Annotated in this window: 12 protein-coding genes; 9 read left to right on the top strand and 3 right to left on the bottom strand. The window is 73.6% G+C overall.

Translation table 11 applies throughout. The features are described 5' to 3' along the window. Positions 1-113: 113 nt before the first annotated feature. The gene (locus E6R18_RS02765) at positions 114-1,205 is read left to right on the top strand and encodes a trypsin-like peptidase domain-containing protein (RefSeq protein WP_136315218.1); all 1,092 of its coding nucleotides are present in this window, start codon (positions 114-116) and stop codon (positions 1,203-1,205) included. Positions 1,206-1,275: 70 nt separating this feature from the next. Here E6R18_RS02765 and E6R18_RS02760 read toward each other — a convergent pair whose 3' ends face one another. Then, positions 1,276-1,488: a hypothetical protein gene (locus E6R18_RS02760; protein WP_136315217.1), complete on the bottom strand. Its 213-nt coding sequence runs from the start codon at positions 1,486-1,488 to the stop codon at positions 1,276-1,278. A 128-nt stretch (positions 1,489-1,616) separates the two neighbouring features. Between E6R18_RS02760 and E6R18_RS02755 the strand changes: the two genes are divergently transcribed. The 4 genes from E6R18_RS02755 (at position 1,617) to E6R18_RS02740 (ending at position 6,830) form a co-directional block, all read left to right on the top strand. Next, complete coding sequence (locus E6R18_RS02755; RefSeq protein WP_136315216.1) at positions 1,617-2,819, top strand: bifunctional adenosylcobinamide kinase/adenosylcobinamide-phosphate guanylyltransferase; 1,203 nt, start codon at positions 1,617-1,619, stop codon at positions 2,817-2,819. A gap of 280 nt (positions 2,820-3,099) precedes the next feature. After that, on the top strand, positions 3,100-4,188 hold the full coding sequence (locus E6R18_RS02750) for a nicotinate-nucleotide--dimethylbenzimidazole phosphoribosyltransferase (protein ID WP_136315215.1): 1,089 nt from the start codon (positions 3,100-3,102) through the stop codon (positions 4,186-4,188). Positions 4,189-4,296: 108 nt separating this feature from the next. Then, the gene (locus E6R18_RS02745; RefSeq protein ID WP_136315395.1) at positions 4,297-6,111 is read left to right on the top strand and encodes a phosphatidylglycerol lysyltransferase domain-containing protein; all 1,815 of its coding nucleotides are present in this window, start codon (positions 4,297-4,299) and stop codon (positions 6,109-6,111) included. After that, positions 6,108-6,830 carry a hypothetical protein gene (locus E6R18_RS02740; protein ID WP_136315214.1) on the top strand — a complete coding sequence of 241 codons (723 nt, stop codon included), beginning with the start codon at positions 6,108-6,110 and terminating at the stop codon, positions 6,828-6,830. The genes E6R18_RS02745 and E6R18_RS02740 overlap by 4 nt, the downstream gene beginning before the upstream one ends. On the opposite strand, the gene E6R18_RS02735 is transcribed toward E6R18_RS02740, so the two are convergent. Then, positions 6,773-7,534 carry a hypothetical protein gene (locus E6R18_RS02735; protein WP_136315213.1) on the bottom strand — a complete coding sequence of 254 codons (762 nt, stop codon included), beginning with the start codon at positions 7,532-7,534 and terminating at the stop codon, positions 6,773-6,775. The genes E6R18_RS02740 and E6R18_RS02735 overlap by 58 nt on opposite strands. Before the next feature lie 88 nt (positions 7,535-7,622). Here E6R18_RS02735 and E6R18_RS02730 point away from each other — a divergent pair, with 88 nt between their 5' ends. Next, on the top strand, positions 7,623-8,336 hold the full coding sequence (locus E6R18_RS02730) for an adenosylcobinamide-GDP ribazoletransferase (RefSeq protein WP_136315212.1): 714 nt from the start codon (positions 7,623-7,625) through the stop codon (positions 8,334-8,336). Positions 8,337-8,345: 9 nt separating this feature from the next. On the opposite strand, the gene E6R18_RS02725 is transcribed toward E6R18_RS02730, so the two are convergent. Then, complete coding sequence (locus E6R18_RS02725) at positions 8,346-9,203, bottom strand: endo alpha-1,4 polygalactosaminidase (protein WP_136315211.1); 858 nt, start codon at positions 9,201-9,203, stop codon at positions 8,346-8,348. A 249-nt stretch (positions 9,204-9,452) separates the two neighbouring features. Between E6R18_RS02725 and E6R18_RS02720 the strand changes: the two genes are divergently transcribed. The 3 genes from E6R18_RS02720 to E6R18_RS02710 form a co-directional block, all read left to right on the top strand. Next, on the top strand, positions 9,453-11,006 hold the full coding sequence (locus E6R18_RS02720) for a leucyl aminopeptidase (protein WP_136315210.1): 1,554 nt from the start codon (positions 9,453-9,455) through the stop codon (positions 11,004-11,006). 324 nt (positions 11,007-11,330) lie between these two features. Continuing rightward, positions 11,331-12,719, top strand: coding sequence for a dihydrolipoyl dehydrogenase (gene lpdA / locus E6R18_RS02715; protein ID WP_168712269.1), 1,389 nt, complete (start codon positions 11,331-11,333; stop codon positions 12,717-12,719). Positions 12,720-12,779: 60 nt separating this feature from the next. Next, on the top strand, positions 12,780-13,474 hold a 695-nt coding region (locus E6R18_RS02710; protein WP_346764953.1), incomplete at its 3' end, for a biotin/lipoyl-containing protein.

Below are 13,474 nucleotides of genomic sequence, written 5' to 3'. Positions count from 1 at the left end.
CCGGGTAGAGCCTCCCGTCCGGGACGGGCCTCCCGTCCGGGACGGGCCTCGGGCGGTGCCCCGGTGGATGCGCTCAACAGGCCACCCATGGGGTCAAAAGTAATAATCCGGACATGGATGCCCTTCACTCCCGCCGCCGTGTGCGCCGGCTGCTGCTGCCCCTGTCCGCCGGCGTCTGCGCGATCGCGCTGGCAAGCGGCTGTTCCGGCTCGAACGCCGCCGCCGCGAAGCCCGACGCGACGAAGTCCGGATCGGCCCAGCCGGGCTCGGCCTCCAGGGCCTCCGGTGACCTGCAGAGCGAGTACCAGTCCGTCATCAACGACGTGCTGCCCTCCGTCGTGCAGATCGACGCCTCAAACAGCCTCGGCTCCGGCGTCGTCTACGACACCAAGGGCCACATCGTCACCAACGCCCACGTCGTCGGCGACGAGAAGTCCTTCAAGGTCACGGTGGCCACCGGCGAGAAGGTGCTCAAGGCGTCGCTGGTCGCCGCCTATCCCGAGCAGGACCTCGCCGTCATCAAGCTCGACAACGTGCCCGACGGGCTGCGGGCCGCCAAGTTCGGCGACTCGGAGAAGGTCGCGGTGGGACAGATCGTGCTGGCGATGGGCTCGCCGCTCGGCCTGTCCAGCAGCGTCACCCAGGGCATCGTCTCGGCGCTCGGCCGGACCGTGAGCGAGAGCAGCTCGGGCGGCGGCACCGGCGCGACCATCGCCAACATGGTCCAGACGTCGGCGGCGATCAACCCGGGCAACAGCGGCGGCGCCCTCGTCAACCTGAACAGCCAGGTCATCGGCATCCCGACGCTCGCCGCCTCCGACCCGCAGATGGGCGACAGCGCCGCGCCCGGGATCGGCTTCGCCATCCCGGCCTCGATGGTGCGGACGGTCGCGGACCAGATCATCAAGAACGGCAAGGTCACCGACTCGGGCCGGGCGGCCCTGGACATCACGGGCCGCACCGTCGTCAACGACAGCTACCAGCCCGCGGGCGTCGCGATCGTCAGCGTGAAGAAGGGCGGCGCGGCCGCCGAGGCGGGACTGCGGTCCGGCGACATCATCACCAAGGTCGACGACGCGCCCGTCACCACGATCACCTCGCTCTCGGAGGCCCTGGCCGGGAACAAGCCGGGCGAGAAGGTGACCGTGACCTACATGCGCGGCGAGGCGCGGAAGACGGCCGGGGTCACGCTCGGCGAGATCTGAGGGAGACGAAGCGGCGACGGCCGCCGGGCGGGCCCGCGGGGGCTCACCCGGCGGCCGTCGCCGCGTCCCGTCAGCCTGCCGCGTCGGCCTGGAGGCTCATCGGGCCGTAGATCTTCGTCCCGTCCTTGAACAGCGTCACCTGGTCCGCCCCGCCGTCCAGGAGTTCCTTCCAGTACTCACCGATCCAGGACTCCGCGTCACCCTGCGTCGTGAACTCCTCCGGCTGCAGGGCCGGCTCCGTCTCCGTACCGTCGGACTTCTCGAACCGCCACGTCCACGCCATGTCCGCCTCCTGGGTCACTTGTTACGGTCCGCAGCCTAATGGCTCCGGACCGGGGCGGGAGGGGTACGGCCGCACCCGGCGCACCCCACGTCGCGCACCTCCCGCGCGCACGCGGGAGGATTCGGAGCGTGGAACTGACTCTGCTCGGCACCGGAGCCCCCGACGGGCTGCCGCGGCCCGACTGCCCCTGCGCCGCGTGCGCCACCGCCCGCTCCGCCGGCAGCCGGGCCGCGACCGCCCTCCTGGTGGACGACGCGCTGCTGCTCGACCTCACACCCGGGGCGGTGTTCGCCGCCGCCCGCGCGGGACACTCGCTCACCGGCGTACGCCAGGTGCTCCTGACCCATCCGCACGACGGGCCCGCCGTCGAACTGCCCGCCGGGCTGCCTCCGGCGGGCCGGGTGCCGGACGGGCGGGTGCTCACGCTGATCAGCGGGCACCGGGTGCGGGCCGTGCCGATGGACGCGCCGGGCACGGGGTACGAGGTGACCTCGCCGGAGGGCGCCCGCCTGCTCTACCTGCCGCCCGGCGGCGCACCGGCCGGCCTCGCCGAGCCGGTCGCGCAGCCGTACGACCTGGTGGCCGGGGACGTCGTGGGGCGGCCCGACGCGGTGGCGCGGCTGCGGGCCGTCGAGGCGATCGGGCCGGGCACCGAGCTGATCGCCGTCCACCTGGACCACGACGCGCCGCCGGGGCCCGAGCTGGAGCGCCGGCTCGCCGCGGCCGGGGCGCGGGCCGTGCCGGACGGTACGACGCTGGCCGTCGGCGGCTACCGCACCCCGCCCGCCGTGTCCCGGCGCACGCTGGTCACCGGCGGCGCCCGCTCCGGGAAGTCGGTCGAGGCCGAACGGCGCCTGGAGACGTACCCCGAGGTCGTGTACGTGGCGACGGGCGGCCGCCGGGACGGGGACGCGGAGTGGGCGGCCCGGGTCGGGCTGCACCGGGAGCGCCGGCCGGCGGCCTGGCGCACCGAGGAGACGTGCGAGGTGGCGGAGCTGCTGTCCTCGGACGGGCCGCCGCTGCTGATCGACTGCCTGTCGCTCTGGCTGACGGACGCGATGGACCGGGTGGACGCCTGGGACGACGCGGCGTGGGCGCGGGGCGGCGAGCGGGCGCTGCGGGCCAGGACCGCCGAGCTGGTCGCCGCGGTGCGCGGGACGCGGCGCACCGTCGTCCTGGTGACCAACGAGACCGGCTCCGGGGTGGTTCCGGCGACGGCGGCCGGGCGGCGGTTCCGGGACGAACTGGGGCGGCTGAACGCGGCGGTGGCCGAGGAGTGCGAGCAGGTGCTGCTGGTGGTGGCCGGGCAGGTGCTGCCCCTGCGCGGCTGACCGCGGGGGCGCGGGGGCGCGGACTCGACCGGCTCCTCGCTCTCGGTGCGGTGCCGACCCGACCGCGCGTGCGCGGGGGCGCGAGTGCGCGGCGGCGCGGGGCGCGGCGGTGTGTGACTCGCCGCGGTGTGTGACTCGACGCGGCGCGCCCGGCCGGTGCCGGGCGACCGGGGCCGCGCATCGGCGGGGGCCGGAAAACACGGCGGGTACTGTTCCGCAGTGAGCCCGCCGCCGGGCTCCCCGGCCCCACCCCACGTATCGACCCGCGAGGCAGACCCCCGTGAATCTGGACGACTTCTCCGACCTGATCGAACGCCCCGACGGGGGTGTACGGCGAGACGCCGAGGAACGCCGGGAGCGGTTCAGCGTGCCTCCGGGTGCCCTCGGCCGCCTGGACGAGCTGGGCGAGTGGCTCTCGGCCGCCCAGCAGGCCGTGCCGGTGCGGACCGTCGAGCAGCCGCGCGTGGTGCTGTTCGCCGGTGACCACGGGGTGGCGGAGCTGGACGTGTCCGGGCGCAGCGCCGGCACCGCCCACGAGCTGGTCCGGGCCACGCTGGACGGGGCGACCCCGCTGGCGGTGCTGGCCCGCCGGTTCTCCGTACCGGTGCGGATCGTCGACGCCGGTCTCGACTGCGATCCGGAGCTGCTGCCGGAAGCGGTGGTACGGACCCGGGTGCGGCGCGGCAGCGGCCGGATCGACGTCGAGGACGCGCTGACGGCCGAGGAGGCCGAAGCGGCGGTGCGGCTCGGGATCGCGGTGGCCGACGAGGAGGCCGACTCGGGCACCGACCTGGTGGTGCTCGGCGACCTGAGCGTCGGCGGGACGACGGCCGCGGCCACCCTGATCGCGGCGCTGTGCGGCACGGACGCCTCGGTGGTCACCGGGCGCGGCGGTGCGGGGATCGACGACCTGGCGTGGATGCGCAAGTGCGCGGCGGTGCGCGACTCGCTGCGGCGGGCCCGGCCGGTGCTGGGCGACCAGCTGGAGCTGCTGGCCGCGGTGGGCGGCGCCGACCTGGCCGCGATGACCGGCTTCCTGCTGCAGTGCGCGGTGCGCCGGCTCCCGGTGATCCTGGACGGGGTGGTCGGCGCGGCCGCAGCGCTGGTCGGCCAGCGGGCCGCGTTCCGGGCGCCGGACTGGTGGCTGGCGGGCCAGCTGAGCGGTGAACCGGCGCAGGCGAAGGCGCTCGACCGGATGGCGCTCAACCCGCTGCTGGACCACGGCGTCATCGTCGGTGAGGGGTGCGGGGCGCTGCTCGCCCTGCCGTTCGTCCAGGCCGCTGCCGCGCTGGCGGCGGAGCTGCCCGAGCGCGAGCCGGTGGCGGAAGAGGGCGGCACGGACGGTGGGAAGGACGACGCGGAGGACTGACGGCGGGCAGGCCGCCGCCTTGCTCCGCGGCTGCCGGACACCGGCCGCGGAGCAGCCCCTCATGAAGCGTGATGCCCCATAAGATCGCTTTTCATGGGAGAGGTCCAGATGGTCGGCGAGGAGTTCGAGCGGGGTGCCGTCCGCAAGCCCAGCACCGGGCGTTCACGACGCGGCGCGGCCCTGGCCATCTGGTACCTGCGCGTCGTGTCCTTCATCAACTTCCTGAGCGCCGTCTGGGTCACCTTCGGCCAGGATCTGCGCCGCCACAACACGGACGACTACTTCACCCCGTACCTGCTCACCGCGGGCTTCTCCTCGGGCGTGGTCGCGCTCTTCCTGGCCGTCACCATGCGGCGGCGAAAGCGGGCCGCCTGGATCGTCAACCTGGTGCTGAGCGGCCTGACGCTGCTGCTGTGCGCCGCCGTGATCGGGTTCCCGGAGGTCCGGCGGTACCCGCAGAACTGGATCTCGCTGGCGCTGACCGCCATGTTCGTGGCGGCGCTGCTGCTCGGCCGGCGCGAGTTCTACGCGAAGGGCGACCGGTCCAACCCGAAGCTGGCCGCGCTGGTGGCGGTCGGCGGGCTGCTGGTCACCTCGCTGCTCGCGGCCGGCCTGGTCACGGTCACCAACACCGCGCACGACGACTACCGTTCGACGTTCCTGGACCGCTGGGGCTACGGCGCGCTGCGGCTGGTGTCCGTCGCGGCCAGCGACTACCGGTTCCCCGGCATCACCGCGCCCGGCTGGGTGAACGTCGCCATCAACGTCCTGTCCACGCTGCTGCTGATCGCCGTCGTGTACGCGGCCTTCCGCTCCCGCCGCGCGGTCGACCCGATCACCCCCGAGGACGAGGCGGCGCTGCGGGCGCTGCTCGACAAGCACGGCGAACGGGACTCGCTCGGCTACTTCGCGCTGCGCCGCGAGAAGAGCGCCGTCTGGTCGCCGACCCGCAAGGCGGCCGTCGCCTACCGGGTCGTCGGCGGGGTCTCCCTGGCGTCCGGCGACCCGATCGGGGACCCGGAAGCCTGGCCGGGGGCGATCACGCCGTGGCTGGCCGAGGCCCGTGAACACGGCTGGATCCCGGCCGTGATGGGGGCGGGCGAGGAGGCAGGCACGGTCTACGCCCGGCACGGCCTCGACGCCCTGGAGCTGGGCGACGAGGCGATCGTGGAGACGGCCGAATTCACCCTGGAGGGCCGGGCGATGCGGACCGTGCGCCAGGCGTACAACCGGGTGAAGCGGGCGGGTTACGAGGTGACGGTGCGCCGACACGCCGACATCCCGGAGGCCGAGATGGCGGAGCTGGTGCGGCGGGCCGACGACTGGCGCGACGGGGCCACCGAACGCGGATTCTCGATGGCGCTGGGCCGGCTCGGCGATCCGGCCGACGGGCAGTGCGTGATGCTCGAGTGCCGCGACGCCTCGCCCGGCGAGGACGGCGCCCGGGGCGAGTTGCGGGCCCTGCTGAGCTTCGTACCGTGGGGCCCCAAGGGCCTTTCGCTCGACCTGATGCGGCGTGACCGGGACGCCGAGAACGGGCTGATGGAGTTCATGGTCATCGAACTCCTGCAGCGGGCCGGGAAGATCGGCGTGACGCAGGTGTCGCTGAACTTCGCGATGTTCCGCTCGGTCTTCGAGCGGGGGTCGCGGCTGGGCGCGGGGCCGGTGCTGCGGATGTGGCGGTCGCTGCTCAGCTTCTTCTCGCGGTGGTGGCAGATCGAGTCGCTCTACCGCGCCAACGCCAAGTACCGCCCGATCTGGGAGCCCCGGTTCCTGCTCTTCGAAAAGAGCGCGGACCTGCTGCGCATCGGCATCGCGGCGGGCCGCGCCGAAGGGTTCCTGGAGGCTCCGGGCCTGCCCAAGTGGCTGCACCGCTCGCGGCTGGGCCGGGGCCGCGACCTCCCGTCCGGACCGCGTGGATGAGAGCCGTGCGCGCGCTCGGCCGGGCGGCCCGCCGCGAGTGGGGCCCGCTCCGGTCGGCCGTACGGGCGCCGCTCGCCGCCGACGGGCTGCGGGCCGTGCCGGTGACGCTGGCGGCGGTGTGCCTGACGGGGCTGCTCCAGGTGGTGCAGAACCGGCCCTGGGGCTACGGGCCGGTGCAGACGCTCGGCGCGGTCCGGGCCCAGGACCCGCTGGGCATGGCCCTGCTGCGTACCCCGCTGTCGCTGTTCGTACCCGCGCTGGACCTGCCGGTGTGGGGCGCGTTGGTGCAGATGCTGGTGGTGTTCGGGGTCGCGGAGGTCTGCCTCGGCCGGTGGCGGACCCTGCTGATCGCGTACGCGGCGACGCTGGCCGGGACGCTGTACGCGCGGATCGGCATCGCCGCCGGGCCCGACGGGTTCTTCGGACTGCCCGCGTCGGACGCCCGGATCGTGGACACCGGTCCGTCGGCGGCGGTCGTCGCGCTGGCCGTCTGCGTCTGCTGGGCCTATCGGGCCCGGGTCACCGGGGCGCTGGTGATCGTGGCGATGGCGGCCGAGGCCGTGGTGAAGGACAACCTGGCGGGCCGGGAGCACCTGGCGGCCATCGTGGCGGCCCTCGTGCTGTGCGCGGTCCCGGTGCCGGGCGGGAGGCGGCCGGGCGGTCAGGGCTTGGGCGAGGGTGCGGGGACCCGGTCCGGTGCGCCGCCGATGAGGTCCTGAAACCTGCGGCGCGGCCCGGCCCAGCGGACGTCGTGGTGGTAGGCGCGCAGCACCGCGCGGGAGCGGGCGCGGTGCCGGTCGCGGTAGAACCGCTTGGCCCACACCGAGGTCGGCCGGGCCAGCCGGACCGCGCCGACCAGGGCGACGAACGGGACCAGGGTGCCGACCACCGCCATCCGCGCCTTGCCCTTGAACAGGGCGATCAGCACGAAGCAGAAGTTGACCACGACGGTGGCCACGGCCCCGGACCGGCCCTGTTGCTGATCGTCGCTCAGACCGTCCACGCCGAGCGGCGAGAACCCGCCGAGCACCAGCAGCACCAGGGCCGCCGTGAGCACCACGATCTCCACGCTCCGGCGCCCCTCCTCGGTCCAGTACACGTCGTCCAGGTGCACGATCAGGGCGAACTCGTCCAGCACCAGGCCCGCGCCCATCCCGAAGACGACCGCGCAGACCGCGGCCGTGACGCCGTGCCGTCCGCTCGCCACCGCGCCGAAGCCGCCGACGACGCTGAGCACCACGCCGGGCACCACGTGGTGGACGTGGACGCCGCCGGGCGTGATGTTGCGGAACGGTCCCTTCCCGGCCCGGATCATCCGGGTGATGACCCGGGTGGCCCCGAACGTCAGCACGAACGCGGCCAGGGCCAGGAGCAGGGGCAGCTTCCCCGGCTCGATGAAGTTCTGATCGAACCAGTGACCCATGCCACGCACTCCCGCCCGTCCACTTCTGCCCCGCTATGCGGTATTTCTGACAATCTAACGGCCGCCCCCACCGATTAGCCTGCGCGCCGTGACCTCCCTGAACAGCCACGGCGTACGTTTCGCCTTCGGCACCCTGACCGTGCTCCCCGTCCGCGTGACCCGCTGGGACCGCGAGGCCGCCCGGGCCGGGATGCTGTGCGCGCCAGTGGCCGGGCTCGTCGTCGGCGTCCTCGCGGCGGTCCCGGGCAGTCTGCTGCTGTGGGGCGGCGCGGGGCCGCTGCTCGCCGCGGTCGCCTCCGCCGCGGTGCCGGCCGCCCTCACCCGGGGGCTCCACCTGGACGGCCTCGCGGACACCGCCGACGGCCTGGGCAGCGGCAAGCCGGCCGACGACGCGCTGCGGATCATGAAGCAGTCGGACATCGGCCCCTTCGGCGTGATCACCCTGCTGTTCGTCCTGCTCGCCCAGGTGGCGGTCCTTCAGCAGCTGTACGCGCAGGGCTGGGCGCACGGAGCCCTGGCGGCCGTCGCCTCCGCCGTCACCGCCCGGCTCGCGCTCACCCTGGCCTCCCGGCGCGGCGTCCCGGCCGCCCGCCCGGAGGGGCTGGGCGCGGCCGTCGCCGGCACGGTCCCGGTGGCCGGCGCGGTGGCCGTCGCGCTCGTGGTGGTGGCGGCCAGGCCGGTGGCCGCCGCGCTGCTGCTGCGGCACTGCGTGCGGCGGTTCGGCGGGGTGACCGGGGACGTGTTCGGGGCGCTGGCGGAGACGGCGGCGACGGTGACGCTGGTGGCACTGGCGCTCGGCTGAGCCGGCCCGTCAGCCCTGGGCGCAGGTCTCACGCTCGACGCCGAGTTCGTACTCCTTGCGCAGCGAGCTGAGCCCCAGCTTCCGGGACCGCGCGCAGAACCGCGCCGCCGGCAGCTCGTACTCCACGTGGAAGACCGCCTTGCCCGCCTGCACGAACGGGGTGAGCTCCTCGCACTCCTCGTACTGGGCGCACTGCTCGTTGACCGCGAAGTCGAAGTCCGCGATCAGCTCCGGGATCTGCGGGAGGTCGTTCTTCAGACCGACGGCCATGCCGTGGCGGTGGACCAGGCGGGCGATGAGCCGGTTGTAGCGCAGCTGGTCGGCGGCGGTCAGCGGGAAGCCGCTCGTGTTGCGGTAGCCGTCCATGTTGTCCGGCTCCACCGCGTCGAAGCCCTTCTTCGCGCACATCGCGATCCGGGTCTCCATCAGCGGCTCCAGGACCTCGGTGCGCCGGATGTCGAGCCAGCGCTCACCCTTCCAGCCGTTGCCCTTGCCGAGGACGGCGGTGGGGAAACGGGCCGCGTCCGGGCGGAAGTCCTCCCAGGCGCCGGTGGACAGGTAGCAGATGACCTTGCGCCCCTTGCCGTGCAGCGCCTGGACATCGGCCGCGTCCCGGTCGAAGCCGTCGATGTCGTACACCGGGGCGTCCACCGTCGTGTCGAGCTTCCCCGACAGCTGCCACTGCCAGTCCGTGCCCGGCTTCGGCTGCCAGCGCGCTGCGGCGGGCCGCGCGGAGGCGGACGCCTTCCCCGCCGGGGGCGGCCCGGGCTCCGAGGAGCAGCCGGTGAGCACCACCAGCACCATCAGTACGGTGACGGCGAGAGCGCTGCGCCCTCCGGTCACCCGAGCGGCCGTCCAGTCGCGCATCGTTCCCCCATGTTCACCGGGCCCCCGCCAACGCCGCTGCGCTCGGGACCCGTTCCACCGGGACGATCTTCCCGGGACCACCACCGTACGACGCCCGCGGGGGTCCGACGGCCCGCCGCCGTGATCAGGCGGTAAAGGCGCGCGTAGGCTCATTCCCGGCGCATTGCGGCGGCGTCTACGATGCGCCGGGCACGGTCGGCCCACCCCTTCGACCGGAAAAGAACTCAACGGAAGCGAGATTTCACCACCGTGACTGCTCTCACTCTCAGCACTGCCGGTGCGGCTACGCTGCGCGCCGACGCCCTCGTCGTGGGCGTCGCCAAGGGCGCTGGATCCAAGCCTGGGGACCTCGTCCTCGCACCGGGCGCCGAGGCCGTGGACAAGGCGTTCGGCGGGAAGCTCGCCGCCGTCCTGGCGACCCTGGGCGCCTCGGGTGCCGAGGGCGAACTGACGAAGGTCCCCGCGCCCGGGGGCCTCAAGGCCCCGGTCGTCGTCGCGGCCGGTCTCGGCCCGGCCCCGGAGAAGAACGGCGCGTACGACGCCGAGGCGCTGCGCCGGGCCGCCGGTGCGGCCGCCCGCTCGCTGGCCGGTGCCAAGAAGGCCGGCTTCGCGCTGCCCATCGCCTCCGTCGAGGACGCCGAGGCCATCGCGGAGGGCGCGCTGCTGGGCGCGTACGCCTTCACCGCCTACCAGGCCGGCGAGAACAAGCTCGCCCCCAAGGACGCCAAGGCCGGTGGCCCGAAGCTGCCGCTCGCCGAGGTCGCCGTACTCGGCGCCAAGCCGCGCGACAAGGCGTTCAAGGCCGCCGCCGAGCGCGCCCTCGCCGTCGCCGAGGAGATCAACCGCGCCCGCGACCTGGTGAACACCCCGCCGAACGACCTGTACCCCGAGTCCTTCGCCGCCGTGGCCACCGCCGCCGGCAAGGAGCACGGCGTCAAGGTGCAGGTGCTCGACGAGAAGGCGCTCGTCAAGGGCGGCTTCGGCGGCATCCTCGGCGTCGGCCAGGGCGCGGCCCGCGGCCCGCGCCTGGTCAAGCTCGCCTACACGCACCCGAAGGCGGAGAAGACCCTCGCCCTCGTCGGCAAGGGCATCACCTACGACTCGGGCGGCATCTCGCTGAAGCCGGCCGGCCACAACGAGACGATGAAGTGCGACATGGCCGGCGCCGCCGCCGTGTTCGCGACCGTCCTCTCGGCCGCCCGCCTGGGCCTGCGCGTCAACGTCACCGGCTGGCTGGCGCTCGCCGAGAACATGCCTTCGGGCAGCGCCACCCGCCCCGGTGACGTCCTGCGCATGTACAGCGGCAAGACCGTCGAGGTCCTCAACACCGACGCCGAGGGCCGGCTCGTCCTCGCCGACGCGCTGACCCGCGCCTCGGAGGAGAACCCGGACGCGATCGTCGACGTGGCGACCCTGACCGGCGCGATGGTGCTGGCCCTGGGCAACCGCACCTTCGGCATCATGGCCAACGACGACGCCTTCCGGACCTCGATCCACGAGATCGCCGACGAGGTCGGCGAGGCGTCCTGGCCGATGCCGCTCCCGGCCGACCTGCGCAAGGGCATGGACTCGCCGACCGCCGACATCGCCAACATGGGCGAGCGGATGGGCGGCGGCCTGGTGGCCGGCCTGTTCCTGAAGGAGTTCGTGGGCGAGGGCATCGCCTGGGCGCACCTGGACATCGCCGGCCCCGCCTTCCACGAGGGCGCCCCGTACGGCTACACGCCGAAGGGCGGCACCGGCTCGGCGATCCGCACCCTGGTCAAGCTGGCGGAGCGCACCGCCGCCGGCGACCTCGGCTGAGACAGCGGCTGCGCTACGGCCCCGGGCATACGTCCGGGGCCGTACGCGTTCCCCCCACGGCACCGCGGCCGGGACGGGGACGGTTTCGCTCTCGACGAAATCCCCTGTTTCCTACTCCGCGGTAATCCACCGGGACGGACGATCATCCGTCCCGGACACGGGCCCCGCGTCCCGCCCACCGTCAACAAGTGCGAAGATGGGTTCTCGGCAGGACAGGGCCCCCACCACAGGGCCGAAGACAAAGCGGCCGCACACCAGCCGACCGGCCGGTCACACCCCGAGGACGGGGCCCGGCGTACGGCGCACATGCATGGAGGACGTGACGTGGCGAACGACGCCAGCACCGTTTTCGACCTAGTGATCCTCGGCGGTGGCAGCGGCGGGTACGCCGCGGCCCTGCGCGGAGCGCAGCTGGGCCTGGACGTCGCTCTGATCGAGAAGGGCAAGGTCGGCGGCACCTGCCTGCACAACGGCTGCATCCCCACGAAGGCCCTGCTGCACGCCGGCGAGATCGCGGACCAGGCCCGCGAGGCCGGCCAGTTCGGCGTGAAGGCGACCTTCGAGGGCGTCGACATGGCGGCCGTCCACAAGTACAAGGACGACGTGATCTCGGGCCTGTACAAGGGCCTGCAGGGTCTCGTCGCCTCCCGCAAGGTGCACTACATCGAGGGCGAGGGCCGGCTCTCCTCCCCCACCTCGGTGGACGTGAACGGCCAGCGCATCCAGGGCCGCCACGTGCTCCTGGCGACCGGCTCCGTGCCGAAGTCGCTCCCGGGCCTGGAGATCGACGGCAACCGCATCATCTCCTCGGACCACGCGCTGAAGCTGGACCGCGTCCCGAAGTCCGCGATCGTGCTGGGCGGCGGCGTCATCGGCGTCGAGTTCGCCTCCGCGTGGACCTCCTTCGGCACCGACGTGACGATCATCGAGGGCCTGAAGCACCTCGTCCCGGTCGAGGACGAGAACAGCTCGAAGCTTCTTGAGCGCGCGTTCCGCAAGCGCGGCATCAAGTTCAACCTCGGCACCTTCTTCCAGAGCGCCGAGTACACGCAGGACGGCGTCCGCGTGACCCTCGCCGACGGCAAGACCTTCGAGGCGGAGGTGCTGCTGGTCGCGATCGGCCGCGGCCCGGTCTCGCAGGGCCTGGGCTACGAGGAGGCCGGGGTCGCCATGGACCGCGGCTACGTCCTGGTCGACGAGTACATGCGGACCAACGTCCCGACGATCTCGGCCGTGGGCGACCTGGTCCCGACGCTCCAGCTGGCGCACGTCGGCTTCGCCGAGGGCATCCTCGTGGCGGAGCGGCTGGCCGGTCTGCAGACCGTCCCGGTCGACTACGACGGTGTCCCCCGGGTGACGTACTGCCACCCCGAGGTCGCCTCCGTCGGCATCACCGAGGCCAAGGCCAAGGAGCTCTACGGCGCGGACAAGGTCGTCGCGCTGAAGTACAACCTCGCGGGCAACGGCAAGAGCAAGATCCTCAAGACCGCGGGCGAGATCAAGCTCGTCCAGGTCAAGGACGGTGCCGTGGTCGGCGTCCACATGGTCGGTGACCGTATGGGCGAGCAGGTCGGCGAAGCCCAGCTGATCTACAACTGGGAAGCGCTGCCGGCCGAGGTCGCCCAGCTCATCCACGCCCACCCGACCCAGAGCGAGGCGCTCGGCGAGGCCCACCTGGCCCTGGCCGGCAAGCCCCTGCACTCCCACGACTGACCAGTCGACCGGGCGCGACGACCGACCACTTCCGTATTTTCGTTAGGAGCAACTGAAACCATGTCGGTTTCCGTAACCCTTCCGGCGCTCGGCGAGAGCGTCACCGAGGGCACTGTCACCCGCTGGCTGAAGGCCGAGGGCGAGCGCGTCGAGGCCGACGAGCCGCTGCTCGAGGTCTCGACCGACAAGGTCGACACCGAGATCCCGGCCCCCGCCTCCGGCATCCTGTCGTCCATCAAGGTCGCCGAGGACGAGACCGTCGAGGTCGGCGCCGAGCTGGCCGTCATCGACGACGGCTCGGGCGCTCCGGCCACCGACGAGGCCCCGGCCGCCGACGAGGCCCCGGCCGCCGAGCCGGCCGCGGTTCCCGCCCCGGCCGCCGACGAGGCCCCGACCGCCCCGTCGACCGAGACCCAGGCCCCGGCCGAGGCGCCGAGCGCCGAGGCCACCACCGGCGCCTCCTCCGCCTCCGGCACCGACGTCACCCTGCCGGCGCTCGGCGAGAGCGTCACCGAGGGCACCGTCACCCGCTGGCTGAAGGAGGTCGGCGAGGAGGTCACGGAGGACGAGCCGCTGCTCGAGGTCTCCACGGACAAGGTCGACACCGAGATCCCGGCCCCGGTCTCCGGCGTGCTGCTGGAGATCGTGGTCGGCGAGGACGAGACCGCCGAGGTCGGCGCCAAGCTCGCCGTCATCGGTGCGCCCGGTGCCGCCCCGGCCGAGGCCAAGGCCCCGGCCGCCCCGGCGCCGGCCGC

The sequence above is a fragment of the Streptomyces sp. A1277 genome (genome assembly GCF_004795015.1).
Lineage (GTDB): Bacteria > Actinomycetota > Actinomycetes > Streptomycetales > Streptomycetaceae > Streptomyces.
This window is presented reverse-complemented; position numbering and strand designations above follow the sequence as displayed.